Here is a 1,543-nt window from a genome sequence, read left to right as displayed (position 1 = left end):
CTAGAGGCTCAGCAGGTTCATCGTCAGCCCAGAGTGCCATAGCCACCAGCCCGTCGGCATAGGGGATCCCTTCTCAGAGCTTATTCCCGATTGGTAGGTCTCTAGAGTCCTCTTCCAGCTCTGAACCTTGGCGGGAAGATGAAGAAGCCACCTTTCCAAACTCAAAAGGCGGAAGTTCTCTGTTTTGGGAGATACCCAATCCAGGATAGGGAGTGGCTGACACCAAAGGGGATCCCTTGAGGGGTTTGCAACATTTGGCGGATATCCCCAGAGATAACCTGGGCTTAACCTCGTTTTAACTAAAAACAACTGGCCTTTACGTTATAGTAACTGCGCGGACTGGCGAAGTCTTCAATGGAGCGTTCCCGAGGGAACCCTGCGTGCTCAAAGGGATCCCTGGGATGTTGCGATCGGTTGAAGGCTTGTTGAGGATCGCAGGGTTAGCTTGAGGGTTGCCTCCAAGCTTCCAGGCGGTAGTGGCATACCCAGCCCGACGAGTTTTGATTGGGTTGGGTAAGGTTCTCGAGTGAAGTAGCCTTTTTTAGATCTGGGCTAGGATTTTATCTTCATCTGGGAGAGGAGATCTGTATGGTGACGTTGCACCCCTTGGAGCGTCGTTCTTTCCTGAAGTTTCTATCTGCCACTGTTGCCGGCTTTGCGGCTAGCCAGGCGAATTGGCAGCGGGTGTTTGCTCAGCAGACCATCACCATCAATGGCGCTGGGGCGACCTTCCCGGCCCCTATCTATCAAACTTGGGCCCAAGAATTTGGCAAGAAAAACCCTAACATCCAGGTCAACTATCAGTCTGTAGGAAGCGGTGCGGGTCGTCAGCAGTTTGTAGCCCGCACGGTCGATTTCGGTGCCACTGACAGCGTGCCCCGTCCTGAACAGATCAACCAAATTGAGAATGAGGCTAACCCTCCCAAAGGGATGGTTTCTGTACCCATGGTGGGCGGAGCGTTAGTTGCAGCGTACAACATTCCTGGGGTGGGCCCCGAAATCCGCCTTTCCCGCCTGGCACTGGCGAATATCTTCCTGGGCAAGATCAAGAACTGGAACGATCCCCTGCTGGCTGGCCTTAACCCAGGGGTGACTTTCCCGAATTTGCCGATTACCGTCGTGCATCGCTCTGATGGAAGTGGTACCACCGATATCTTCACCACTCACCTCAACGCTATTAGCCCAGAGTGGAAGCAAAAGGTGGGTCGCGGCCCTTCGGTAAACTGGCCAACCGGCGTAGGGGCGCGTGGGAACGAAGGGGTTTCCGAGCAGATCAAGCAAATTCCTGGCTCGATTGGCTACGTGGAATTCGGCTTTGCCAAGCTCAACAACCTGAACATTGCCCGTCTGGAAAACCGGGCAGGCAAGTTTGTAACTCCCAACGTCGAGACGGAGAAAGCGGCGCTGGCCAGAATTCAGCTCGACGAGCGTTTGCTGGGGGTCGATCCGGATCCTAGTGGGGAAGACTCTTACCCTATTGCGGGCTACACCTGGATCCTTGCCTACAAGGTTTACCCCAAAGCCGAGACTTCCAAGGCCGTTA

General features: G+C 54.5%; 1 protein-coding gene. It reads left to right on the top strand.

Annotated elements, in window-relative coordinates; genetic code table 11:
• Positions 1 to 588 precede the first annotated feature (588 nt).
• On the top strand, positions 589 to 1,543 hold a 955-nt coding region (pstS, locus tag NW820_RS10665), incomplete at its 3' end, for a phosphate ABC transporter substrate-binding protein PstS (RefSeq protein ID WP_414407473.1).

This window comes from Synechococcus sp. R55.7 (assembly GCF_047461955.1).
GTDB lineage: Bacteria > Cyanobacteriota > Cyanobacteriia > Thermostichales > Thermostichaceae > Thermostichus.
The sequence above is the reverse complement of the archived record's forward strand: the minus strand, read 5'-3'. Positions and strand labels throughout refer to the sequence as shown.